21 protein-coding genes are annotated in these 23,055 nt (G+C 55.8%); 14 read left to right on the forward strand and 7 right to left on the reverse strand.

Annotation, left to right across the window (positions count from 1 at the left end; genetic code table 11):
• Together TH468_RS21855 and TH468_RS11425 are read left to right on the forward strand one after the other, a co-directional pair.
• A partial coding sequence (locus tag TH468_RS21855) for a hypothetical protein (protein WP_210402245.1) occupies window positions 1-215 on the forward strand: 215 nt, incomplete at its 5' end.
• A 286-nt stretch (window positions 216-501) separates the two neighbouring features.
• Complete coding sequence (locus tag TH468_RS11425; protein ID WP_233421754.1) at window positions 502-951, forward strand: hypothetical protein; 450 nt, start codon at window positions 502-504, stop codon at window positions 949-951.
• Between the two features lie 82 nt (window positions 952-1,033).
• Here the strand turns inward: TH468_RS11425 and upp are convergent, their stop codons facing one another.
• Window positions 1,034-1,684, reverse strand: coding sequence for a uracil phosphoribosyltransferase (gene upp / locus TH468_RS11430; protein ID WP_062951457.1), 651 nt, complete (start codon window positions 1,682-1,684; stop codon window positions 1,034-1,036).
• A gap of 230 nt (window positions 1,685-1,914) precedes the next feature.
• Window positions 1,915-2,976 (reverse strand): SPOR domain-containing protein, encoded by a 1,062-nt coding sequence (locus TH468_RS11435; protein ID WP_085644254.1) that lies wholly within the window; start codon window positions 2,974-2,976, stop codon window positions 1,915-1,917.
• An 817-nt stretch (window positions 2,977-3,793) separates the two neighbouring features.
• On the opposite strand from TH468_RS11435, the gene TH468_RS11445 reads away from it, so the two are divergent.
• Window positions 3,794-5,983 carry a methyl-accepting chemotaxis protein gene (locus tag TH468_RS11445; RefSeq protein ID WP_085644258.1) on the forward strand — a complete coding sequence of 730 codons (2,190 nt, stop codon included), beginning with the start codon at window positions 3,794-3,796 and terminating at the stop codon, window positions 5,981-5,983.
• Between the two features lie 101 nt (window positions 5,984-6,084).
• On the opposite strand, the gene TH468_RS11450 is transcribed toward TH468_RS11445, so the two are convergent.
• Together TH468_RS11450 and TH468_RS11455 are read right to left on the reverse strand one after the other, a co-directional pair.
• A complete protein-coding gene (locus TH468_RS11450; protein ID WP_085644260.1) occupies window positions 6,085-7,230 on the reverse strand; it encodes an alpha-hydroxy acid oxidase in 1,146 nt (381 codons plus the stop codon).
• Between the two features lie 4 nt (window positions 7,231-7,234).
• On the reverse strand, window positions 7,235-7,852 hold the full coding sequence (locus TH468_RS11455) for a helix-turn-helix domain-containing protein (protein ID WP_071241289.1): 618 nt from the start codon (window positions 7,850-7,852) through the stop codon (window positions 7,235-7,237).
• 413 nt (window positions 7,853-8,265) lie between these two features.
• On the opposite strand from TH468_RS11455, the gene TH468_RS11460 reads away from it, so the two are divergent.
• The 5 genes from TH468_RS11460 to TH468_RS11480 all read left to right on the forward strand — a co-directional run bounded on the left by TH468_RS11460 (window position 8,266) and on the right by TH468_RS11480 (window position 13,653).
• Entirely contained in the window at window positions 8,266-9,300 is a 1,035-nt protein-coding gene (locus TH468_RS11460) for a TRAP transporter substrate-binding protein (RefSeq protein ID WP_085644261.1), read from the forward strand.
• A gap of 132 nt (window positions 9,301-9,432) precedes the next feature.
• Window positions 9,433-9,951: a TRAP transporter small permease gene (locus tag TH468_RS11465; RefSeq protein WP_071241269.1), complete on the forward strand. Its 519-nt coding sequence runs from the start codon at window positions 9,433-9,435 to the stop codon at window positions 9,949-9,951.
• Between the two features lie 10 nt (window positions 9,952-9,961).
• Window positions 9,962-11,266: a TRAP transporter large permease gene (locus tag TH468_RS11470; RefSeq protein WP_085644263.1), complete on the forward strand. Its 1,305-nt coding sequence runs from the start codon at window positions 9,962-9,964 to the stop codon at window positions 11,264-11,266.
• Window positions 11,267-11,296: 30 nt separating this feature from the next.
• A complete protein-coding gene (gene dapA, locus TH468_RS11475; RefSeq protein ID WP_085644265.1) occupies window positions 11,297-12,196 on the forward strand; it encodes a 4-hydroxy-tetrahydrodipicolinate synthase in 900 nt (299 codons plus the stop codon).
• Window positions 12,197-12,219: 23 nt separating this feature from the next.
• Window positions 12,220-13,653: an FAD-binding oxidoreductase gene (locus tag TH468_RS11480; RefSeq protein WP_085644267.1), complete on the forward strand. Its 1,434-nt coding sequence runs from the start codon at window positions 12,220-12,222 to the stop codon at window positions 13,651-13,653.
• Between the two features lie 71 nt (window positions 13,654-13,724).
• Here TH468_RS11480 and TH468_RS11485 read toward each other — a convergent pair whose 3' ends face one another.
• Both TH468_RS11485 and pepN read right to left on the reverse strand, forming a co-directional pair.
• Window positions 13,725-14,027, reverse strand: coding sequence for a cupin domain-containing protein (locus TH468_RS11485; protein ID WP_085644269.1), 303 nt, complete (start codon window positions 14,025-14,027; stop codon window positions 13,725-13,727).
• A gap of 99 nt (window positions 14,028-14,126) precedes the next feature.
• Window positions 14,127-16,754 carry an aminopeptidase N gene (gene pepN, locus TH468_RS11490; protein WP_085644725.1) on the reverse strand — a complete coding sequence of 876 codons (2,628 nt, stop codon included), beginning with the start codon at window positions 16,752-16,754 and terminating at the stop codon, window positions 14,127-14,129.
• A 418-nt stretch (window positions 16,755-17,172) separates the two neighbouring features.
• Between pepN and TH468_RS11495 the strand changes: the two genes are divergently transcribed.
• Complete coding sequence (locus TH468_RS11495; RefSeq protein WP_085644271.1) at window positions 17,173-17,844, forward strand: response regulator transcription factor; 672 nt, start codon at window positions 17,173-17,175, stop codon at window positions 17,842-17,844.
• Window positions 17,845-17,961: 117 nt separating this feature from the next.
• The gene (locus TH468_RS11500; protein ID WP_085644273.1) at window positions 17,962-18,480 is read left to right on the forward strand and encodes a hypothetical protein; all 519 of its coding nucleotides are present in this window, start codon (window positions 17,962-17,964) and stop codon (window positions 18,478-18,480) included.
• Between the two features lie 13 nt (window positions 18,481-18,493).
• Here TH468_RS11500 and TH468_RS11505 read toward each other — a convergent pair whose 3' ends face one another.
• On the reverse strand, window positions 18,494-19,072 hold the full coding sequence (locus TH468_RS11505; protein ID WP_085644275.1) for a TetR/AcrR family transcriptional regulator: 579 nt from the start codon (window positions 19,070-19,072) through the stop codon (window positions 18,494-18,496).
• Between the two features lie 113 nt (window positions 19,073-19,185).
• Here TH468_RS11505 and TH468_RS11510 point away from each other — a divergent pair, with 113 nt between their 5' ends.
• The 4 genes from TH468_RS11510 (at window position 19,186) to TH468_RS11525 (ending at window position 22,984) form a co-directional block, all read left to right on the forward strand.
• Window positions 19,186-20,016, forward strand: a complete 831-nt coding sequence (locus TH468_RS11510; protein WP_085644278.1) for a YdhR family protein — start codon at window positions 19,186-19,188, stop codon at window positions 20,014-20,016.
• 163 nt (window positions 20,017-20,179) lie between these two features.
• A complete protein-coding gene (locus TH468_RS11515) occupies window positions 20,180-21,361 on the forward strand; it encodes an AI-2E family transporter (protein WP_085644280.1) in 1,182 nt (393 codons plus the stop codon).
• A gap of 68 nt (window positions 21,362-21,429) precedes the next feature.
• Window positions 21,430-22,272 (forward strand): AraC family transcriptional regulator, encoded by an 843-nt coding sequence (locus TH468_RS11520; RefSeq protein ID WP_085644282.1) that lies wholly within the window; start codon window positions 21,430-21,432, stop codon window positions 22,270-22,272.
• Window positions 22,273-22,366: 94 nt separating this feature from the next.
• Window positions 22,367-22,984, forward strand: a complete 618-nt coding sequence (locus TH468_RS11525; RefSeq protein WP_139834701.1) for a LysE family translocator — start codon at window positions 22,367-22,369, stop codon at window positions 22,982-22,984.
• Window positions 22,985-23,055: the final 71 nt, after the last annotated feature.

Genomic DNA, 23,055 nt, shown 5'->3' on the forward strand with positions numbered 1-23,055 from the left:
GACCTGTAAACACCTTTTTCGAGAAAAAATGCATTTCGACGTCTTTTTTATCAAAATTCATTAAATTCAATGACTTAGTATTTTACGCTTCACCAACCGGGGCAACAAGTCGACGGCGGGATTCGGACTTTAAGTTGAATAATCGCAAATCCGTCTGGCAAAATACGGCGCAAGTCGGCCATTCAGACCGCAAGAAAAACCCGAAACCCGAATAATGATTCGCCATTAAGGCCACTTTTTTATCCGGGTTCGACCAAATTACCCCCTGCCCCGATCCACTTTCTTGATCCGGATCAGATGATCGATGGCAATTTTGATGCTTTATATATGATGTTTGCGGTGCAATGATCGCTTGCAGGAAAACCGGACGGGATCCGCAATATTGCCAATTGGTCTTTGAAAAGATGGACAAAAGGCAATATGTGAACCTTTCCTTTACATAATGACCTGATTATGGGGCGAGATAACAGTGCCTGAACGGCATTAGGGGACCGAAGGAAGATGATGAGACTGCGACATTCATTTATTTGTGCAGCCGCACTGGCGAGCCTTGCGCTTGCGGGGTGCTCCGGTTCGAACCTTGTTCCGAATACTTCGTCAAACAACGGATCGGATAGCAAGGGCGGCGGTCAGCCGATCCCGTCCTTTACCCAGTTCACCGATATTCCGATGCCGTCCAATTCCTCGCTGGATATGGATCGCAGCATCATTTTCGGGGCATCCGATGCGTGGCACGGGCGTCTTGTGATCAATGCCGGTGGCACACCCGCCCAGATGTATGATTTCTATGAACGTGAAATGCCCAATTTCGGCTGGAGCAAGGTCACCGTGGTCCGCGCCGATATATCGGTGATGGTTTATGACCGCGAAAGTCGCGTTGCCACGATCAAGCTGCAAGGCGGATCGTTTGCCGGATCAACGGTTGATATCACGGTATCGCCAAAAGGCTGATCACGGCACCGACGAGATCCGAATAGACCAGACAAAAGGGCGCCGACGGCGCCCTTTTGTATTACGGTATCATGCGATCAGATCAGCGGGTGCCAAACAGACGGTCGCCGGCATCGCCAAGGCCCGGCACGATATAGGCCTTTTCATTCAGCTTCTCGTCAAGGCCCGCGGTATAGACCGGTACATTCGGATGCGCATCATGGAAGACCTTGACCCCTTCGGGGGCCGCGACCAGCGCCATGAAACGAATGTCTTCGTCCTTCACGCCATATTTGTTCAGCGTATCAATCGCCGCCACCGCCGAATTCCCGGTTGCCAGCATCGGGTCGACCAGGATGAAGGTCCGGCCTTCGACTTCGGGCAGCTTCACCAGATATTCGACCGGCATGTGGGTTTCGGGATCACGATACAGGCCGATATGACCGATGCGCGCGGACGGCATCAGCTCGATCAGGCCATCGGCCATACCAAGACCGGCGCGCAGGATCGGCACAACGGCCAGTTTGCGGCCCTGGATCATCGGTGCCTTCATCGGGCAGATCGGGGTGACGATATCCTCATAGCTGACCGGCAATTCGCGGGTGATCTCGTATCCCATCAGCAGCGCAATTTCCTTCAGCAACTGACGGAAGGTCTTGGTCGAGGTATCAACCTTGCGCATATGCGTCAGTTTGTGCTGGATCAGCGGGTGATCGAGAATATGAAGATTGGGAAAATCGTTCTGTGTGGTCATGTTTCTGCCAACCATCCTGATGTGCAAAGCTGCCCGCGTGGCACGTCACGGCTTTGCTTTCCGAAAAACTCTGGCGTACCGCCTAAAGCCTTTGCCCTGAGATGGCAAGTAGAATGCCGCAAAGACGGCGCAAAAACAAACCCGTTCATCAGAAAACGGCAAGGGCCGATGCAGCATCTGCACCGGCCCCGGTATCGTATCTTGCGACACTATATATATGTATATATGTGTCAGTTGACTTCGCGATCATTGGGTTCGGCCCGGACCGGGAAACCTTCAAGATTCTGGTCCTTTTTGACCGCAACCGCCTTGTCGCGTGCTTCTTTCATGGTCGTGTATCTGCCAATCCGGACATAATACCAGGTGGCATCACCTTCCGGACCACGGGCAACAACCGCAACTTCAAGGCCAAGCTTGCGCAGTTCCTCGGCCCGCTGGCTGGCATTTTCATGCACCTTGAAGGCGCCGACCTGAACCGAGAACGGGGCCGCTGCCCCGGACGTGGATGCTTTTGGTGCAGACGTCGCTGCCGGTTCAGTCTTTTTGGCAACCGTGGTGTTTTCTGCCGGTACCGCCGGGGCTTCTGGTGCCTCTGGCGCGGAGGTTGTCGATGACTTGGCCGCATCATCGGATGATTTGATTTCCGGTGCCTGAAGCTTACGCGGGGCATTCGTGCCCTGATCGGCCTGTTCCGCACGGGCTGCCGCCTTTTCGGCGTCGCTCATTTCCGGGGCTGCCGGGGCATCATTTGCGTCGGTCGTACCTTCATTGGCCGCGTCACCGTTTTCCGCGGAATTGCCCGCATCATCGCCCTCGATCGCGGCACTGCGTTCAGCAATCAGATCGCCCACCGGATCATCGGTGGCCACCGGTACAGCCGGAGTTGCAGGTGACGTTTCCGTCCCCGGCAGAGACCCCGTATCGGGCGTTTCAGTTGTCGGTGCCGGGCTTGATGCCGGGCTTTCGGGCAGGGTTGCCAGAATTTCGGCCTGCCCGGCCGGTTTTTCGTTGGCAGCCATCTGTTCATCAGGGTCCATAAACAGCCCTGCGCCGACCAGCATGCCGACAAAGAACAAGACCAGACCGAGCATGCCGGCACCGGTTGCGAGACCCAGTAAGGTTTTGCGATCCATTTCTGCTATCCGCCCATTTTGTGACTGTCGATGACGCCCGCCGTCCTCGCCATGACCATTGCGGCCATAAATAAACGCCGGTAAGGGCGCGTCTTTCTGCGGTTCCGGTTTCGGGTCCGCATGCAAATCGGTGCGGTTGTTTTCGTCTTCGCCAGCCATTTTCTGCCGGTCCTTTACGACTGATTACCTGTAAATATCGCGCGTATCCGCAATGGCGATCATGTCCCGCCACGGGTTACCCTGCTTCTTTTAGGACACAGGCCGTTTATAAAACGCTAAAAACATGCACGCCTGATCGCGTCACAAGTGCGCGCCGATACGCAGATTGCGGATGTCATGAAACTTTGGCGATTTCAAAGCACGGATGTCACAAACCCGGTATGCAGGACAAAAAAAGGGAGGCTGGTATATAGCCCGGAATTGTCCCGCACAATTTCCGGATACCAGCCCCCTCGAGTGAGAGAGATCGACCTTCGGGGAGAGAGAGTCCCGAAGAACAGTGACCATCAGGTACGCCATGTCAGCCTGATGGCCCGTCGCAAACGACATTGCCGTCTGCATTTGACAAAGACAGTCATAGAGCATCAAAAACCTAATTGCAAACGATTATCACACGCGTTCGCATATTTTTTTGAGTTTTTTCAATAGCCATTGGAAATTCGCAGGATTTTCTCCCCGGATTTCACGCCCGCCCCGAATATATAGAATACTGTATACCGCGAAAAACATGGGGTTTGGGGCAATAGCGCTATTGTGTTTGCCGCAAAGCTCTGTTTGGATCAGGTCAATTACCCCTTAAGAGGTAGTCCGGGGAACGAAGCACCAAAAGAACCATAAAAAAACTGGCTCTGGAGTGTAAAGAATGACGGGAGACAAAGCCGCGAAGACGGCTATTGCAGGGGGCGCTACGGGCCTCCTGACGTTACGGCGTATTTTGCTCGTAACAGGTTTGCTTTTATCGGGTGCAGTCACATGGATGCTACTGTGGACCGGCGACACCTATCGAAACTTTGCCGTTGATACGCTGAACAATTCGGTCAGCGGCACAGTCAATTTCTTTGTCCGTTCACGCGTGGCACAGGATTACGCAGACAAGGTCACACCCATCGTCAATGAATGGTCGCGCCTTGGCAGTTTGGTCAAAAGCTATCAGGATAACGATCAGGCCCGCATGAAGGCCGAACTTAACATCCTTTCCAATGCCAGCCAGGTCGTTCAGGGCGAACTGGTTCTGGTCGAAACCATCGCCTATGACACCGATTTCAACCAGCTTGCGACCTCGGATGCCAATCTGGGTGCCAGTGTGACCGATGATCCGGCGGTCATGGATTACCTTAAAACACGCGACAAGGCCGATGCCCGCAAACCGGTGACCTATATGTGGGCAACCCCTACCGGCAAACCGGTTTTCAGCACCATCGTTCCGGTCGGCGGTTTTCGTGCTGTCGGTTTTATGGAAGTCATCACCGATCCCCTGCCTACCCTTACAGGTATCGGCAAGGTGCTTGGCGGTAATTTCCGCATTCTTGGCGATGATGGCACCGTTCTGTTTGAAAGCCTTGAAGACGGTAAAACGACGGAAGGCGGCGAGTTCCTGCCCGGAGCCACCAGCACCGAGGCCCCTACCCCAGAAAATAAGGCAGAAGATACAAACGCAGCAGCCGTGACACCGGCCGACGGCACCCGGCGTGCCACGGTCGATATCGAAATCGGCAATGACCGTGGCGGGGTTTGGGCCACCGCCACGTTTGATCGCGATATTACCGACTTCTATTCCCAGACCGACGATCTTCGGACCCTGTCGATCGAAATTCTGGTGGCCGTCCTTCTGGTTGGCTGGATCGCTGGCTGGATATTGCTCAGAACCACGGTATTTCGCAATCTGCGCGCCTTTGCCGGGGCGATGACATCGATCTCGAACGGGGACACCAATGTCCGTCTGCCCCGCGTCGGGTCCGATGAAATCGGTGAAATGCGCAAGGCCCTTGTCGGCCTGCGTGAAGCCGTGCGTCAGGCAATGATCCTGCAAAACATGGTCGAAAACACCCCAACCATGACCGCCCTGATCACGCCTGAAGGCGAACTGACATATATTAATGCCAGTGCGCAAACCTATGTCGGTGGTGATGCCAGATCGGTTTCCGGCGACTTCCTGAAAGTCGGTGCGGAATTCCAGAAACGGCTTTCAAATCCAGCCAACCTGCCCTTTACCGAGGTGGTCGAGACCGAACGCGATCACCTTGAACTTCTGGCAGCGCCGGTGCGTGACAAGGACAATGTCCTTCTGGGCACCATGCTGGCCTGGAATGTGGTAACCGAACGCGAAGAAAGCCGCATCGCGGTTACGGAAATGATGGCCGAGGTCGCCCGCGTTGCGCAATCGGTCACCGAACAGTCCGAAGGGCTTCTTGGCCTTGCCCGTGATCTGACCAGCCAGTCGGAAAATACGGTCGATCAGTCGGGCAGCGCGCTTGACGTCTCGCGCGAGGCGGCAAGCAACACCCAGAACGTCGCCACCGCGGTCGAGGAACTGTCATCCTCGATTGCAGAAATCAACCGTCAGGCAACAGAGGCCGCAGACGTGACCAACCGGGCACGCTCCGAGGCCGAAGAAAGCCAGCGCAATATCGTCTCGCTTGAAAAGGCAAGTTCGGAAATCGGATCGATCATTGATCTGATCAACGATATCGCGCATCGCACCAAGCTTCTGTCGCTAAACGCGACCATCGAAGCCGAACGTGCGGGCGAACTGGGGCGTGGCTTTGCCGTTGTCGCAAACGAGGTCAAATCGCTTGCCGATCAGACCGCGAGTGCAACCGGCCAGATCGGCGATCTGACCACCGCGATCCAGCAGGAAGTCCAGAAAGCCGCCCATTCCATCAGCACGGTGGGCGACGTTATTCATCAGGTCAACGACATCCAGTCGACCATCACCCATTCGGTGGATGAACAGCGTCGTGCCACCAGCGAGATTTCGGAAAACGTGCAGCGCATTGCATCGGGGGCCGGATCGATGGACCAGATGATCCGGTTTGTGAATGACGGTGCGCAAAGCACGGGCCGCTCGGCCCATGACCTCAACACCGCCAGCCGCGAACTTTCCGACATGGCGCGCAATCTTTCCGAACGCATGAAGGAATTCAGCGAACGGATGAAACTGACCTGATCGAAGCCTCGTTCAAACAGGCCAGGACACAAAAAGGCGGCATATCACGTGCCGCCTTTTTTCATTTGCATCAATCGGTTTTGCCGCACCAACTGCCCCCATCAGGCAATGGCGTTTTCTTTGAAATCTTCCACACGGCCAATACCGGCAAAGATCAGGTTGCTTTGCATTTCATCAAGAAGCATCGCAAGGACATCTATCGCCCCCTGCTCTCCGCCAGCGGCAAGGCCATAAAGCGGCAACCGGCCAATCAGAACCGAACGGCTGCCCAGCGCCAGATATTTAAGAACATCACTGCCGCGACGAACGCCACTATCGGCCATAATTTCAAGCCTGCCACCGACCTTGGCCACAATTTCCGGAAGAACGGTCGCCGGTGCGGGTGCAAGGTCAAAGTTCCGCCCGCCATGTGCGGACACCACAATACCATCGGCACCGATCTGGGCGGCACGCTCGGCATCAACCGTCGACAATATGCCTTTAAGGATAAGCCGCCCCTGCCAGCGATCCCGGATCTCCGCAATGTCATCCCAACTGAGCGTCTTTTCGATTTTGACATCGTCCGCCGCCGTTTGGCGGGTAATCGCAGTTCTGTATTCAGGTGGGTAATGCGCATAGCTCGGCATGCCCGTCGTCATCAGATACCGCAACATGACCGAACATAACCAGCCCGGATGACGCAGCACATCGGAAATGCCACGCACAGTTGGGACGAAGGGAATGGCAAATCCGTTACGCTGGTTATAATCGCGCTTGGGTCCCTGCGGCGTATCAACCGTCACAATCAGGGTTTCCGCATTACAGCCCTGTGCCCGATCCAGCAAGTTCCACGTCAAAGCCCGGTTCTGCCACACATAAAGCTGAAGCCACAATTCCGCATCGGGCGCCCCTTTGCGAATGTCTTCGATGGTCATCACGGACTGGGTCGAAACACAGAAAGGTATGCCGAACGTTCCGGCTGCCCGGGCAAGCTTCGCCTCCCCGTCATGCGACACCAGACCGGCCAAAGCCGTCGGCGCAATGATCAGCGGGCAGGAATACTTGCGATCAAACAGCGAAACCGACAGGTCGACATTGTCATGCCCCGCCAGAACAACCTGCTGCAATTTAATACGGTCAAGGGATTGGCGGATATCGCCCAAGGCCAGCTCGGCCTCGGTCCCGCGATCGATATATTCAAACAGCCCTTTGGGAAGCCGTTTGCGTGCTACCGCACGATAATCGTCGCCATTCAATAGCCCTGCCATTCGATCAACTCGTCAGAACCCACAGGACAACCGCTTCTTCCGGCCCGCTTCGGGTCCAGACATGCTCTGCACTGGCATCGTAATACATCGAATCGCCTTCATGAAGCTCCAGCGGTTCATAGATTTTGCTATGCACGATGACCGTTCCGCTCAGCACGGTCATAAAAATCTCGGCATCCGTCTTGGGCCAGACATCGTATTCCTCTACATCCCTGGCAACGACACGGGTTTTGATCGGCGTCATGCGCTTGTTTTTCAGATCAGAACACAGAAGCTTGTTATCGCAGCTTCCCGAAAGATGCGGTTTACCTTCGTTCGCACGTGTAACACTTCGACGTCCCAACAGGGATGGCTGTTCATCCGGATCAGCCAGAAGGCTGATGACATCCATATCAAAGCCCCTCGCGATCCGCTGGATCGTCGAGATGGTCGGCGACAGTTCGCTACGTTCAATCTTTGAGAAAGCGGATGCCGAAATCCCCGAAGCCTTGCTGGCATCCTGTAATGTCCAGTTGCGCGCCTTGCGCAATTGATGCAATCGCGGACCAAACGCATCAGGCCTGTCACCCGATGAACTCGTCTGTCGGCGGTTGGACTGGAAATCTTCCAGATCGACGTTCATGCCTTGATATTCCCCTTGTTCATAATCAATGCCCTTTCGTGTCAGAAGCCGCTGCCTGTTGAACAACCGAAGCCTGAACACCCCCTTCGCTTTTTACAGCATCAGTAGCATATACCATATCGGAAAATATGCCATATTTGACAAAAAATATACTATAGGAAATTTTTTATCGTATTTTATTGACTTCGATTGTATCGGATATATTCTGAATTCACCGGATGCATTTCGAACCTTGCGAAAACTTCTCGCCCAATCTTCGCAGCACAACCTTTCGCGATGCGTCCGGCACCAAACCGACTTTGCGGCCAATAAGAAACTCAACCAAACGCAAGTGTCTGAAAATTTATCAGGGAAATACCAGGCCGACATCAAAGCACCATTGCTCTGTGCGCTGCCCGGTATAAGGAGAAAATATGAACATCACTCGAAAGCTTCGGCATGTCACCCTCGCCGCCACCGTTGGCCTGAGTGCATTGTTTTCCATATCTGCGCATGCTCAAACGATCGTCAAATTTGCCCATGTCGATGGCGAAGGCGACCTTCTTGATAACCCGTACTGGACCTTTACCGAGGTTTTTGACAACGTCCTTCAGACCCAATCGGGCGGTCGTTTCAAGCTCGAAGTTTATCCAAACGGCCAGCTTGGGGACCTTGAATCCCTTGCGGAACAGAATTCCATCGGTCTGGTTGACATGGTTGGCGGCCTGAATGCCGGCCACCTCGCGGCATATTATCCGCCCGCACAGATCCTTGAAATGCCCTACACCTTCCCGACCACCGAAGTCGCGCGCAAGGTGCTGAACGAGGGGCCGTTTGGCAAAAAACTCTCGGACATGATTGCCGAAGGCAGCGGTGTACGCGTGCTCAGCTATCTGACCGGCGCGTTCCGCAACTTCTCGAACTCGGTCCGTCCGATCCACACCCCCGAAGACATGAAGGGCCTGAAAATCCGGACCCAGACCGTTCCGCTGCATATGGAAATGGTCAAGGCACTTGGTGCCTCCCCGACCCCGATTGCATGGGCGGAACTATACAGCGCCCTGCAGACCGGCGTTGTCGATGGTCAGGAAAACGCGCCCTACACCATGCTTCTGACCAATCTTCAGGAAGTCCAGAAGTACTACACGCTTGATCATCACCTGATCAACATGCCGCTCATCACCATTAACGATGACTTCTATCAAGGCCTGAGTACCGAAGACAAAGTTATCTTTGACACCGCGACCGCTAAGGCGACTTTTGCAATGCTCGGCATTATCGCGGCCAAGGAATCACAGGACCTCAAGGTCATTCGTGACGCTGGCGTCGAGATTTATCAGCCGACCCCGGCAGAATTCCAGAAATTCGTCGATGCCACCAAGGAACCGATCCGTGCCTTCATGGAAGAAAAGGTTGGTGCCCAGTTGATCGATGAACTCGAAGCTGCTGTCAAAGAAGCACAGAAATAAGATTACGGGCCCGGCTGACTTTCCGCCGGGCCTTTCTTGTTCCTGCTTGTTCTGCGAATGCCATCTGGTCCATTTGCGCGACGTTCCGTGATCCGTGTTCCCCGTCAGAACCCGATCCGAAAGAGGCCCCTCATGCTTCAGACCCTCGATAAACTCTCATCGACTGTCGCCCGTGCAACCTCGGTCGTAGCCCGGCTGATGCTTGCATCCGTTGCGGTCATCCTGTTCATACAGGTCGTCTTGCGATTTGGCTTCAACTTCTCCCTGCCCTGGCCCGAAGAAGCATCACGCTTCCTGATGGTCTGGGTGGTGATGCTGGGCGGCAGCCTGCTTGTCCGTGATGAGCAGCTCGTTTGTGTCGACTTCTTTGACAGCTTCTGGCCGCGCCGCTGGCTGGGTTATCGCAACGCTTTCTTCCGTCTGCTGCTCGCACTGCTGCTGGGCGTGCTTCTGGTCAAAGGCATTGATTCTGCCATCTTCGGCCTGCGGCGCACCTCGGCAGCACTGAACCTGTCATGGTTCTGGATCTATCTTTCGGTCCCGGTAGGTGCCGCTCTGATGCTGTTTCACATGGTCATCCTCGCCATTCGTGACCTGTTCAGAGGCCCCGACACCGAGCAGGAAGCCTCACTTCTGCGTGCCGAGCTCTAGGGGGGATATTATGGATTACGCACTTCTTACCATGATCGGGTTGCTGCTGCTGCTGATGTTCCTTGGCAGCCCCGTGATCTTTGCGATTGGCTTTGCCGGCCTTTCCTATTTCTTCGTCAAGCCCGGCATGGTCGACATGCTGCACATGTATTCGCATAAATTCTTCACCGGGATGGATGTGTTTATCTGGCTCTCGATTCCGCTTTTCATCATAGCCGGTGAAATCATGACATCGGTCGGCATGACAGAACGGTTGGTGCAGTTCTCCCGCCTTCTGGTCGGTCGCTGGCGCGGCGGACTGGCCTATGTCAACGTTGTCGGCTCCATGATGTTTTCGGGCGTGTCCGGCTCGGCACTGGCTGATATCTCGGCCCTTGGCCCTGTCGAAATCGACATGATGAAAAAGGATGGATACCGCGCGGACTTTGCCGCCGCTGTCACCGTCAGCTCAGCCATTCAGGGGCCGATCATTCCGCCCTCAATCCCGCTGATCATTTTCTCAAGCCTGACCAACACATCGGTTGCGGCCCTCTTCCTTGGCGGGGCCGTGCCCGGCGCAATGATGGGGATCGCCCAGATCATCGTCATCTATTTCATCGCGCGCAGAAACAACTTCCCCGCCAACCCGATCAAGGCCCTGACGCTGGCGCTGGCATTCAAGATTTTCTACAACGCGTTCTGGGCGCTGTTCATGCCGCTGATCATTATCGGCGGGATCATTTCGGGCATCTTCACCGCGACCGAGGCCGCCTCAATCGCCGTTGCCTATGCCATTCTGGTCGGCATCTGTGCCTATCGCACCCTGTCTCTCAAACAGATATGGGACATTCTTGATCGCGCGGTCCGCACGTCGGCTTCGGTCTATCTGATTGTCGGCTTTGCGAGTGTGATCAGCTGGATTCTGGCAACCGAACGTGTGCCGTCCGAACTGACCATGCTGGTTGAAACGCTTGATATGCAGCCATGGATGCTGCTGCTGTGTCTGAACGTCTTTTTCCTGATCAATGGACTTTGGATCGGGGATTCCGTTCAGCTGCTTCTGTTTGCCCCGCTTTTCACCCCGATCGTGGCTGCCATGGGTGTCGACCCGGTACAATTCGGTGTCATCATGGTGGTTAACGTGATGATCGGGCTCATGACTCCCCCTTACGGACTGGGACTTTACCTTGGCTCGGCCATAAGCGGCCAACCGCTTGCCGCGATTGTCCGCAAAAGCTTCCCGTTCCTGATTTCCAATATCGTCGTTCTGTTGATCGTAACCTACGTGCCTGCTGTCTCCCTGACGCTGCCGCGCATGTTCGGTTTCCTGAACTGATCGCCACCACCCGAAAGACACGAGACTGAAATGACTCTTACAAAAAACGATATCTCCGGCCTTTACACCGCGATTGTCACCCCGTTCAAAAGTGACAAATCCATTGATCACAAGGCACTTGCCGACCTTGTCACCCGGCAGCTTTCTGCGGGTGCTACCGGCATCGTTCCGATTGGCGGTACGGGTGAATATCCGGCCCTCTCGCGCGAAGAACGCAAGGACATCGTAAAAACCTGTGTCGATGCCGCCGGAACCGCCCCGGTCATTCCTGGCGTTCTTTCCACCGGCTTCCCCGACGCCGTCGAAGCTGGCAGGGACTTCGCAAAAGTCGGGGCTGCCGGGGTCATGACCGTGACCCCCTATTACGCGGCCGGCACCCAGGACGGCATGCGCGAATATTTTGCCAATTATCGTAACGAAGTTGGCGTCCCTGTTCTGCTTTATGAAATCCCCCGCCGCACAACCGTTTCAACCAAGGCCGAAACCATTCAGGCAATGGCCGAAGACGGTTCGATCATCGGCATGAAATGTTCGAACTATGACATGCCGGAATTCATCAAGACGATGAAACTGGCCGGTGATAAAATGGCCATTCTCAGCGGCGAAGAACCGCTGTTTGCCACCCATGTAACCCTTGGTGCCAAGGGCGGTGTTCTGGCATCCGCAAACGTCTATCCGAAAATCTGGATCGAGATTTTCAACCTTGCGCGTAACGGCAAACTGCACGAGGCGCTTAACCTTCAGAAGCAGCTCGATAACGCAATCGATGCCATTTTCCGCGAAACCAATCCCGGCCCCCTGAAGAAATACATGGAAATGGCCGGACAGCCGGTTGGCGGTGTGCGCCTGCCCCTTGAAGACCCGTCAGAAGTCACGATCAAGGCGCTGAAATCCGCCTTTGATACCGCTTCTCTTGCCAACGTAGCCTGATCACTTCTTTCCAAGGACCTGCCATGATTGATCGTCTCCACCAAATCCTCGGCGATAAAGGTTTGATCACCGATCCAAAGGATATGCACCCTTATCTGATAGATTGGCGTGATCGAAGGAAAGGCAAAGCCCTGTGCGTTGCCCTTCCAGCCAATGTCGAGGAGGTCTCCCGGACGATGAAAGTGGCGGCCGAGGAAGGACAGCCTGTATTCCCCCTCGGGGGGAATACAGGCCTCTGCTACGGCGGTGTCCCCGAAAGCCCCGCGGATGACAAACCGGGCATCGTCATCAGCCTGCAGCGCATGAAACAGATCCGCGAATTTGACGCGGCGGCAAATATCGTCACCGTCGATGCCGGCGTCATCCTTGCCGACCTACATGAAAAGAGTAAGCCCTACAAACGCCAGTTCCCGCTCTATCTCGGCAGCGAAGGCAGTGCGCAGATCGGTGGCCTGATCTCGACCAATGCCGGGGGTACCGGCGTTGTCAAATATGGCCCGATGCGTGATCTCGTCTGCGGGATCGAGGTTGTTCTGGCCGATGGCCGGATTCTAAGCGATCTTGAGGGGCTCAAGAAAAACAATACCGGCTATGACCTCAAACATCTGTTCATCGGGGCCGAAGGCACACTTGGCATTGTTACCGGTGCGGCATTGCGCCTGCATCCGGAAAACACCAATGATGCGCATGCCTGGGTGTCAGTTGATTCTCCCGAAACCGCCGTCCGCCTGTTTACCGAGTTTCAGGATAAATGCGGCCCCTATATCGAAGCCTTCGAACTCGTTTCCGGCACCGAAATTGACGCGGTTGTCCGCCACATTGACCGCATCCGCGTGCCTTTCGATACCGTTCCCGACTGGTCCCTGATGATCGAACTGACTGCAACCGATGCATCGGTCGATCTGAACGGCATCTTTGAAGAGGTTCTTGGCGAAAACCTTGAGAACGGATCGGTCCTTGATGCCTTCATCGCCAGCAACGCCCAGCAGGCCGAACAGATATGGCACGTCCGCCATTCCGTCACAGAGGCCAACAAGCTCGAAGGCATGGGCCTTGTCCACGATGTTGCGGTACGCGTCTCAAAGGTCCCGGCCTTCATCGCCAGGGCCAAGGAAGTCACCGCCGAAAAATTCCCGATGGCAACCCCGCTTCTGGTCAACCATCTGGGCGACGGCAATGTGCATTACATCCTGATGTTCCCGCACGATTACTGGAACCAGCTTTCCGATCCCGAACAGGTCACACATGACGTCCAATGCTGCGTCCACGACATCGCAGCAAGCTTCAGCGGAACTTTCAGCGCCGAACACGGCGTTGGCCGAAAACTGACCGACGAACTCGAACGCCTCTGCGATCCGCTGCGCTACGAACTGATGATCGGCATCAAGAAAAGCCTCGATCCGGAAAACAGAATGAATCCCGGCGTTCTTTTCAGGAACCTGACCACAGGCTGCTAAATACCAGTCCGAAACAAAAAAAGGCGGCACATATCGCGTGCCGCCTTTCGCGTTTTCCATTGGTCGGCTGTTTAAGCCAGCGGTTCAGGATCAAGCAATATGAACGATCCGCGGCAACCGGGCAAAATGCTATGCCGGACCCCGCGTGGGATCAGGTGAAAATCACCAGCCTTAAGGTGCATCGGCACCTGATCAAGCTCCAGCACCAGTTCACCCTCCAGCATCAGGATCGCTTCATCCCAATCCGAATGCATTTCCTCGGCAAGGCCGACGGCATCTGCCTTGAAAAGTTTCATCCGGACACAGCCAAAATCGGCAAGAACCCGGCCCTTCCATCCGTCGGAAAGCTGTGCTGCAACGGCGGCCAAATTCATATTCTATCCCTTTCCATTCGCAACAACTCCCATCGCAAATCATGCATATCGGGCGCATGGGCCTTATGAAGAAAGGCGTTCACGCAATGACCCACGGCCTCATACCGCCCGCGATTTCGATGCGATTTCATACAGATCACGCGAAATATCCGGCTTGGCGAGGATACGATCAAGCGCTTCCTTCATCAGGTCGGCCCGCGCCTCATCATATTTCGCCCATTTGCCAAGCGGCGCACAAAGACGTGCTGCGACCTGCGGGTTGATATCGTCAAGTTCGATCAGGCGGTCGGTATAAAACGCATATCCGCTGCCATCAGCCGCATGGAAATGCCGCGGGTTGGCCATGGCGAACGCCCCGATAAGCGATCTGACCTTGTTCGGATTGCGCATGGTGAAGAGCGGATGGCTCATAAGGTCCTTCACACGCGACAGCGTATCATCCCGCGATGACATCGCCTGAAGCCCGAACCATTTATCCATCACCACGGTATCCTTGCCAAAGCGCGCCTCGAAATCGGCAAGCGCCTCGGCCCGGCCCGGATGCTCCAGATGGTTCAGCACAGAAAGCGCTGCCATCCGATCCGTCATGTTATCCGCGCTGCGATATTGCTCGGCTGCCAGATCGGCAAACTCGCCCTCGCCGCTTGCGACCAGATAGGAAAGTGCGGTTGCGCGCAAAGCCCGCTGCCCGGCCGATTCCGCATCCGGGGTAAAGGCCGCGTTTGACGCGTTCTGGTGATAGGCATTGCCAAATTCGGCCCGAAGGTCCGATCCGATCCGCTTGCGCAGCGCATTGCGCACCTGATGGATCGCTTCCGGGTTGGCCGGTTTGCGCTGCTCGGAAAGGAATTCTTCGCCCGGCAGGACAAGCGCATCAGCGCGAAACGCCTTATCCAGATCATCATTGATCAGGGTCGCACGCATCGCCGCCACAAATTCGGTCACATCGCCCAATGCCGCGTCCACATCGCCACCATTCTTTTCAAATTCGGCAATGGCTGAAAGCATCAACGCGGTTGCATATTTCTGCCCCGCTTCCCAGCGATTGAACGCATCGCTGTCATGCCCCATCAGGAACACAAGCTCTTCATGCGGCTGCTCGGTCGCGGCATTGACGGGGGCCGAAAAACCACGGTTGAACGAAACCACCGGCATCTGATCGATATTGTCGAACACGAATTCCTGCTCGGCTTCGGTCAGTTGGACGGTGCGCGAAACGAGCTCCCTGCCATCCCGGCCCAAAAGCCCAATCGCAATTGGCATATGAAGTGCGACCTTGTCGGGCTGCCCAGGTGTCGGTTCGGTTTTCTGCGCGACGGTCAGGTGGAACTGCTTGGTATCCGCATCATGTTCGCCGTGCCAGCTAAGGCTTGGCGTGCCTGCCTGCGAATACCAGATTTTAAGCTGGCTCAGGTCAACATCATTGGCATCTTCCATCGCCTTGGCAAAATCATCGCAGGTCACCGCCTGCCCGTCATGGCGATCGAAATAAAGGTCTATCCCCTTGCGATAGCCATCCGCCCCCAAAAGGGTATGCATCATGCGGATCAGCTCCGCCCCCTTTTCATAGACCGTCGCGGTATAGAAATTGTTGATTTCCATATAGCTGTCCGGGCGCACCGGGTGGGCCAATGGCCCGCCATCCTCAGGGAACTGGCGCGCACGAAGCTGCGCGACATCCTTGATGCGCTGCACCGGGCGGGAACGCTGATCGGCCGAAAATTCCTGATCCCGGAAAACCGTAAGCCCCTCTTTAAGAGATAACTGGAACCAGTCCCGGCACGTCACCCGGTTGCCCGACCAGTTGTGGAAATATTCATGCGCAACAATCGATTCGATCAATTCATAATCCGTATCGGTCGCGGTATCGGGCTTGGCTAGGATGTATTTGGCATTAAACACATTCAGGCTCTTGTTTTCCATCGCCCCCATATTGAAGTCGGAAACCGCGACGATGTTGAAAAGGTCCAGATCGTATTCAAGCCCATAGACCTCCTCATCCCACTTCATCGACCGTTTCAGGCTGTCCATCGCGTAATCGCAACGGTCCTCATTGCCATGTTCGACAAAAATGCGCAGCGCAACATCACGACCCGACATGGTCTTGAAGCTGTCCTCAACACAGGCCAAGTCACCCGCCACCAGTGCAAAAAGGTAACTCGGCTTCGGGAACGGATCTTCCCACACCGCAAAGTGCCGGTTGCCGTCAAAATCACCGCTATCGATCAGATTGCCGTTGGATAACAGAACCGGACAGCTCGCCTTGTCGGCATGGATAGTGACTTTATAGGTCGCCATCACATCCGGGCGATCCGGGAAATAGGTAATGCGCCGGAACCCTTCCGCCTCGCACTGCGTGCAGAACGCGCTTTGCGATACATAAAGTCCCTCAAGCCGCGTATTGGCTGCGGGCGATATCTGGGTTTCGATATCCACAACAAAGGTTTCACCCGGCGCGGCAAAGCTTAAACCCGATGGGTCGACACTATATTCATCAACGCCAAGCTTGCGATCATCAACCGCAATCGAAACCAGCTTCATGTCTTCGCCGTCAAGATGGACCATGTCCCCGCCGCCAGTCCCACGCACAGGATTCGCATGCACGAACAGCCGCGATTTCACATTTGTGACATCCCGATCAAGCTCGAATACCAGTTCGACCTTTTCGATCAGAAAGGCCGGTGCGGTGTAATCTTCGCGGCGGATGACTTGCGGTTGATCAGACATCAGATGGTCCTTTTTCCCTTGGTCTGCGCGGCGTTGCCGGTGATTGTATAAAATCGCCAATGTTGCAATGCGGTGCAGTTCTTCAAAACTGAATTTCGTTCATTAACCCAACAGATAAGGTAAATTTCACTTTCGGACAAATGCAGAGTTTACGAGCCCGATTTTAGTCGTCATAATCATCAGTGGTGGCGCGAGGGGGGCCGAAGTTTCACATTTCGTGGGGCGAGAGTGATCTTTGGTTTCCCTCACTCCTTTCTGCCAAAGCAGAGGGACGCATCAGGGTCGCACCACACCAGACAAACAATGTCATCCCGGTCTATCGTCCCCTCACCTTAATATTATCGTGAGACGCCGTTAAAAGATAACGGGATGGAATAATCGCGACCTTTCGGGGAAATAACTTCCGGGGAAATCGCCAATGGCTGACAGCTTCCAGATTCTGATCGCAGACGATCATCCGCTTGTGCGCGGTGCACTCAAACAGGCCCTGTCATCAGAATTGGAAAATGTCACACTCTACGAGGCCGGAAGCTTGGCTGAGGCCATCGAACAGATCGAAGCCCATAGCGGCGATATCGATCTTGTCCTGCTTGATCTTCACATGCCCGGCATGAACGGCTTTACCGGCCTGTTCAGCCTGCGTGCCTCCTATCCCGACATTCCCGTTTCCATCGTCTCGGCCAGTCAGGAACTGCCGGTCGTCCGCCGTTCGATTGAATATGGCGCATCGGCCTTCGTGCCAAAATCCGCCCCGGTTGATCAGATCGGGACAGCCATCCGCACCGTTCTGAATGGCGATATGTGGATGCCCGACTGGGCGCGCGATGCCATCGAAAACGGCCCCGCCGATGACGAGGCCACCGGCCTTGCCGAAAAAATCGGTCAATTGACGCCACAGCAATTGCGTGTGCTCAACATGCTGACCGAAGGCAAGCTGAACAAACAGATCGCCTACGAGCTTGACGTGACCGAGGCCACCGTAAAGGCCCACGTTTCCGCCATCCTGCGCAAACTCTCGGTCCATAGCCGCACACAGGCCGTTATCATGGCCCGCGAACTGCAATTGCAGGAACCCGCGATCGAGGCGTAAGGGTTAACGCCCGTCGCCCTGCTGTCACGTCCCTGCCAGACCGGCACCAATTTATCACCGCAATTGCGCGTGATGCTTCCTGTGCAAAGCCCTCTGCCCCGCACAGGAGATCACCCGATGAAGAAATCCCTTTCGCTGTCTGCCATGGCGGTTGCCGCATCGCTTGCCGTCACGGCCCCCGCCCCGGCCTTTGCCCAACAAAACCCGGAAACCACCGCCGCCATGGCCAAAATTCTGGGTGACGTCATCGGCAATACCATCCGCAAGGCCGCCGAAGATGTGCGCGCCAATACCGGCATTGATCCGCTGACGCGTGGTTATGGCGATGATGGAAACGCGGCATCTGCACCTGTCCCCACCAATCCATCCGATGCCCTTCGCCGTGAACTGGCAACCCTGAATGCCGCCCATGATCAGGCGATCACCAGCCATCTTGAAGACCTGCATGGTGAACTGGAAAAAGCCGAACTGGAATTTCAGAACTTTGCCGAACGCGCAGATGATGCCGACGAAGTACGCGACAGGCGCGACAGCCTTCAGACCAAGGCCGACACCGCCTATGAAAAATTTGCCAGAAACATTGCCGCGGAAAATGCCCGCTTCGATGAAAAACGCGCCGCCATCCTTCAGGGCTGATGCGCCCCTGCGCCTAGGCCCGCAACAAATCGGTGGCCGCATTCTTTACCGCGCCCGATACCGCATCAATCGCGGTATCGTCACTTAGTGCCCGCGTCACCGTAAGCCCGCCGATCAATATCCCCAGAAACGCCCACGCCTTTGCCAACCGCTGATCGGCGGGGAATTGCGGCAACCCTTTCGCCACCAGTCCGGCAATGGTCTGCATTTTCCGGTCATACAATGCGCGGCTTTTGGCATCGGCGCGTGACATTTCCGGCGACAGGCTGGTCATCGCGCACCCGCATGCCAGATCGTCCCTATGATCGCGCCCCAGATAATAATCGATAAAGGCATCGGTCCAGCCATCGCCAAAATCGCGCTGAAACTGCGGAACCCCGTCAATCACCTCGTCAAGGCCAAGTTCAAGCGCTGCCAGAAACGCCCCGTCCTTTGATCCGAAATGGGCGTAAAACGCGCCCGATGTCGCCTGTGCCGCCTTGGAAATCCCGTCAACACCGACCCCGGCAAAGCCCTTTTCGCGAAATCCACGGCTTGCCGCGTCAAGGATATTGCGCCGGGTTTCCTCTTTGCGTGTCTGGTTTTTGACCATCGGACCCTCAAAAATATATTGATCGTTATATTTTTAATTGACAGGCCCGGATTTGTCGATCAGTTACTTATATAACGATCGTTATATTTCTTAACCTCAAACGGATCACAATCATGACAACAGATCCAGAACCCCACAACCAAACCCACAACCAGACCGGCCACAACCGGCTCGGGCGGCGCGACTTCCTGAAACGCGCCACCGGCACGGCCATTACCGCCGCCACCGCCGCGATGGCGGGCACGGGCCTCCTTCTGCCGTCCCCCTCACGTGCGGCGGCCATCACTTCAAATCCGGGAAACACTCAGATGTCACAGAACGCCTTCGTCTATACCGAACTGCAAATCTCCGCCCCCTTTGATCAGGTGCCATGGCAAAACATCAACCAAACCATCAAGACCCAGCCGGGATTCCTCAACAAAACCTGGCTATCGGGGCTTGGTAATAATTCGGCGGGTGGCATTTATGCCTTTGACACCATCGAAAATGCCAAAAAGTTCGTCACCGGCTATTTCCCGGCCGAAGCACGGAATTTCGGCGTGGCGCAAACCACCCGTGTGTTTGATGCGCTTGCCACCAGCGAAGCCAGCATTGATATGAATTCGGTGCATTACGGTGCCAGGGTTGATGTCAAACCGGCGGCCTTTGTCTATACCGAAGTCCAGCTTCACGTGCTGCCGTTTGACAATGGCCCGTGGCGGACCTTCAACCCGGTCCTGAAACAGCAGCCGGGTCTTCTGTCAAAAACCTGGCTAAGCGGCCTTCACACCGGCACGGTCGGTGGTTTCTATGCCTTTGACAGTATCGAAAACGCCAAACGCTTTGCCCTTGATTACTTCCCGACGGAAACCAGGGCCCTTGATGCCGCCTTCTATACCCGGATTTTCGACGCCACCGTGACCGAGGCCGCCAGCCGCGACATGGCATCGCCATTCTATCGCTGATTTTAAATATCGGATCAAAACCGTTCGGGTGCGCGGCAATTAACCGCGTACCCGTTCCGTTTCAGACGATTGCGGAACATCCCACCGCGGCAATACGTTACACTCACGATATTCTCCTGCCGACTGCATCATGCCCGGCAGAATTCCGCCCGGAGCATATTGCATGACCGATCCGATCAAGGCATCCGACACCCCCGCCATTGAAAACGGTGCTGCGGATGCCCCTACCGAAATCGACGAAGCTGAAGAAGCCGAACAAAGAATGTTAAGCGCGCGTGCACGCGCCTATCGCCGGGCGCGCACGGTATCGGTTATCGGCACCTTCGTCATTCTGGCCTTCGGGTGTTTTTACGTCGCCCAAAGCCTGATCCTGCCGGTGATACTGGCCTTCCTGCTGGCACTGGTGTTTTCCCCGGTCGTCCGCACACTCGCCCGCTATCGCATCCCGCAAAGCCTGACCGCGCTTGCGATTGTCCTGACCCTGACGACATCCGTCATCGCCGGGATTTATGGCCTGAGCGAACCGGTATCGAAATGGATCGATGACGCCCCCAGGATCGAACGTCAGTTGCGCCTGCGTCTTGCCGATCTGGGCGGACCGCTTGAAAAGCTCCGCGATGTACAAAAACAGGTTGAAAAAGCCACCAATCAGAATGACGGGACCGACACGCAAAAGGTCGTGGTTCAGGAACCCACCATGATCAGTCAGGCAGCACAGGGTGCACCGGAAATCGTTGCCGGTATTGCGCTGATGCTCGTGCTGCTGCTGTTCATTCTGTCATCGGGGGATATGGTCTATGAAAAAATGGTCCGGGCCCTGCCAACCTTTGGCGACCGCCGAAAGGGACTGCGCATTGCGCATGATATCGAACGCGAAGTCTCGCGCTATCTCCTGACCATATCGGCAATCAATATCGGGCTTGGCATCATTATCGGAAGCCTCCTTGCCATTGTCGGCATGCCCAACCCGGTTTTATGGGGCATTGTTGCGGCGATCCTGAATTTCGTGCCGCTTCTGGGCGCTGTTGTCGGCATCGGCATCGTCGGTATGGTCGCACTGGTTTCCATGCCGACCACCACCGCCGCCCTGCTGCCCCCGGCAATCTATCTCGCCTGCACCGCGCTTGAAGGCCAGTTTCTCACCCCCGCCCTTGTCGGCAACCGGCTGCGCATCAATTCGGTCGCGATCATCCTCGCCATTGCGTTCTGGGGCTGGATATGGGGTTTCATCGGTGTGCTTGTCGCAGTCCCCCTTCTGATCGTCATGAGCGTCTTTGCAAAACATGTCGCGGGTCTCGGCGGCCTGCGCGAGATGCTCGGCCCCAACAACAATAACGGCAACTGATTGCGCCCCGATGACAACCCGATGGCAACCCGATTGCGAAACGGCGCAAAAACTGCCAGTCTTCTGGCATGTCAGACGCATCAAACGAACCGTTTCGAATCCTGTCTCATGACTGCACCGGCGTTTTGGCCCTCAAGGCCAGAACATGCCACAGCTTTGCCAAACACAGTCATGAACAGTTCGGCATCGGCTTCATGTTTGAGGGCGCGCAAAAATCGCTTTCGGGGCGCGGTATGGTGGAAGCCGGGGCAGGCAATATCCTCACGGTCAATCCCCGCGAAGTCCATGACGGCACCCCGATTGGTCAAAGCCCGCGTGGCTGGAACATGCTGTATCTGGACCCGGACCTGATCCGTGATACGGCGCGTGACATGTCAGATGGCAAATCAGACCATTACGAATTCACAAGCCCGGTCATCACATCGCCCGCCGTCGCGCACTGCTTTGCTGATCTTTTTGCCGCCATCACCAAAGGCGATCATGAAAATGCAGGCCTGCGGCGCGAGGAAATGCTGTTTCTTCTGCTCCATCACGCGATCATTGTGCCGGGCGAACCCGATCATTATCGCTACCGGTCACGAAGCGGTGCCGATGCCAGTATCGCGCGCGCCATATCCATGATTGATGATGCCCCGGACGAAAACCTCTCGCTGGCCGATCTTGCCGATGCGGCGGGGCTAAGCCGCTTTCAGACCGTCCGCCATTTCACCCGCGCAACGGGCCTCACTCCGCATGCCTATATCATCCAGCGCCGCCTTGATCTCGCCCGCCGCCTGATCGCAACCGGCACCCCACTGGCCGAGGTCGCCGCCACCGCAGGCTTTGCCGATCAAAGCCACCTGAACCGGCATTTCATCCGCGCCTATGGCCTGTCACCGGGGCGCTATGCCAAAGCCGTAAGGACAAACTGATCCTTCTCCGGCCTGCAATTCCGTTCAAGAATACCGGATCAAAACGCGCTTAACTGGGCTGATCAGGTTAAACCAAAAACGGAACCATGCCATCATGATCAGCCCCGAATATCTCCTGACCTCACTTGTTGTCGTCCTGCTGCCCGGCACGGGGGTGATCTATACCCTTGCCATTGGGCTTGGGCGCGGCATGAGGGCGAGCATCTGGGCGGCCTTTGGTTGCACGCTCGGCATCCTGCCCGCCATGGGGGCAAGCATCCTTGGCCTTGCGGCCCTGCTGCACACAAGCGCCCTTGCCTTTGAAACCCTGCGCTATCTCGGCGTGGCGTGGCTGCTTTACATGGCGTGGGGCATGTGGCGTGGCACGGGTGCGATGAAAGTCACCGCCAAATCCGATCCCGTCAACGCCGCCAAAATCATCCGCGACGCCATCCTGATCAACGCGCTCAACCCGAAACTGTCCCTGTTCTTCCTGGCCTTCCTGCCGCAATTCATCACCCCGAATGCCGGCGGAACCACCGCCCAGATGACCCTGCTCGGCCTGACCTTCATGGCACTCACCTTTGCGGTTTTCATCGTCTACGGTTTGTTTGCCAGTGCGCTTCGAAGCCACGTGGTCGAACGGCCAAAGGTCATGAACTGGTTGGGGAAAAGTTTTGCCGGGGTGTTCGCCCTTCTTGCTGCAAAGCTGGTGCTCGCCGGGCGACCATAATCCGCTGGATACGCAACACCTCGAACCGGGCCAGACGCACTGCATGGGCCTCTGGTTCACGGTTCCGGCTG

Source organism: Thalassospira sp. MCCC 1A03138, from assembly GCF_002115785.1.
Taxonomy (GTDB): domain Bacteria; phylum Pseudomonadota; class Alphaproteobacteria; order Rhodospirillales; family Thalassospiraceae; genus Thalassospira.

Excerpts from the sequence above, each read along its gene's own strand:
- TH468_RS11425 (WP_233421754.1), top strand. The coding sequence starts at position 502 with ATGATGAGACTGCGACATTCATTTATTTGTGCAGCCGCACTGGCGAGC.
- upp (WP_062951457.1), bottom strand. The coding sequence starts at position 1,684 with ATGACCACACAGAACGATTTTCCCAATCTTCATATTCTCGATCACCCG.
- TH468_RS11435 (WP_085644254.1), bottom strand. The coding sequence starts at position 2,976 with ATGGCTGGCGAAGACGAAAACAACCGCACCGATTTGCATGCGGACCCG.
- TH468_RS11445 (WP_085644258.1), top strand. The coding sequence starts at position 3,794 with ATGCTACTGTGGACCGGCGACACCTATCGAAACTTTGCCGTTGATACG.
- TH468_RS11450 (WP_085644260.1), bottom strand. The coding sequence starts at position 7,230 with ATGGCAGGGCTATTGAATGGCGACGATTATCGTGCGGTAGCACGCAAA.
- TH468_RS11455 (WP_071241289.1), bottom strand. The coding sequence starts at position 7,852 with ATGAACGTCGATCTGGAAGATTTCCAGTCCAACCGCCGACAGACGAGT.
- TH468_RS11460 (WP_085644261.1), top strand. The coding sequence starts at position 8,266 with ATGAACATCACTCGAAAGCTTCGGCATGTCACCCTCGCCGCCACCGTT.
- TH468_RS11465 (WP_071241269.1), top strand. The coding sequence starts at position 9,433 with ATGCTTCAGACCCTCGATAAACTCTCATCGACTGTCGCCCGTGCAACC.
- TH468_RS11470 (WP_085644263.1), top strand. The coding sequence starts at position 9,962 with ATGGATTACGCACTTCTTACCATGATCGGGTTGCTGCTGCTGCTGATG.
- dapA (WP_085644265.1), top strand. The coding sequence starts at position 11,297 with ATGACTCTTACAAAAAACGATATCTCCGGCCTTTACACCGCGATTGTC.
- TH468_RS11480 (WP_085644267.1), top strand. The coding sequence starts at position 12,220 with ATGATTGATCGTCTCCACCAAATCCTCGGCGATAAAGGTTTGATCACC.
- TH468_RS11485 (WP_085644269.1), bottom strand. The coding sequence starts at position 14,027 with ATGAATTTGGCCGCCGTTGCAGCACAGCTTTCCGACGGATGGAAGGGC.
- pepN (WP_085644725.1), bottom strand. The coding sequence starts at position 16,754 with ATGTCTGATCAACCGCAAGTCATCCGCCGCGAAGATTACACCGCACCG.
- TH468_RS11495 (WP_085644271.1), top strand. The coding sequence starts at position 17,173 with ATGGCTGACAGCTTCCAGATTCTGATCGCAGACGATCATCCGCTTGTG.
- TH468_RS11500 (WP_085644273.1), top strand. The coding sequence starts at position 17,962 with ATGAAGAAATCCCTTTCGCTGTCTGCCATGGCGGTTGCCGCATCGCTT.
- TH468_RS11505 (WP_085644275.1), bottom strand. The coding sequence starts at position 19,072 with ATGGTCAAAAACCAGACACGCAAAGAGGAAACCCGGCGCAATATCCTT.
- TH468_RS11510 (WP_085644278.1), top strand. The coding sequence starts at position 19,186 with ATGACAACAGATCCAGAACCCCACAACCAAACCCACAACCAGACCGGC.
- TH468_RS11515 (WP_085644280.1), top strand. The coding sequence starts at position 20,180 with ATGACCGATCCGATCAAGGCATCCGACACCCCCGCCATTGAAAACGGT.
- TH468_RS11520 (WP_085644282.1), top strand. The coding sequence starts at position 21,430 with ATGTCAGACGCATCAAACGAACCGTTTCGAATCCTGTCTCATGACTGC.
- TH468_RS11525 (WP_139834701.1), top strand. The coding sequence starts at position 22,367 with ATGATCAGCCCCGAATATCTCCTGACCTCACTTGTTGTCGTCCTGCTG.